The sequence below is a fragment of the Paenibacillus sp. 01T422 genome, assembly GCF_056398785.1.
This window is the reverse complement of the sequence record NZ_JBFTQB010001531.1, coordinates 1-604: the sequence shown is the minus strand read 5'-3', so window position 1 is coordinate 604 and position 604 is coordinate 1. Positions and strand designations below refer to the sequence as shown.

1 protein-coding gene is annotated in these 604 nt (G+C 45.7%); it reads left to right on the top strand.

Features of this window, described 5'->3' with window-relative positions:
• The coding region (locus AC1DUA_RS40010) for an ABC transporter substrate-binding protein (RefSeq protein WP_477504930.1) at positions 1 to 604 on the top strand (604 nt) is incomplete at both ends.

Here is a 604-nt window from a genome sequence, read left to right as displayed (position 1 = left end):
TCCTTGGTTTAATCCCGAAGCTGTTTTTGCTGACGCGGATCTGCAAGCAGCGAAGAAAATACTCGCAGATAACGGTTGGAAGGATACTGATAATGACGGAGTCGTTGAAAAAGGAACACTGAAAGCAGCGTTTAATCTGCTGTATCCTTCCAGTGATGTGACGCGTCAATCACTTGCCATTGCATCGGCAGACATGCTTAAGCCTCTGGGCATCCAAGTGAAGGCAGAAGGCAAAAGCTGGGATGACCTTGAGAAACAAATGCACGCGAATCCCGTTCTTTTTGGATGGGGAAGTCATGATCCCTTGGAGATGTATAACGTTTACAGCAGTAAATATGGCGGAGTGGACTATTACAACCCTGGGTACTACAGCAACTCGAAGGTTGAAGGATATATGAGTCAAGCTTTACGAGCAACGAACGAAAAAGAAGCATGGGGCTATTGGAAAAAAGCACAATGGGATGGTGAAACCGGGTTAAGTACGTTAGGCGATGCACCTTGGGCATGGTTAATTAATCTGGATCATTTGTACTTGGTAAAAACAGGACTTGATATTGGTAAACAAAAAATTCATCCGCACGGGCATGGCTGGCCGGTCACGGAT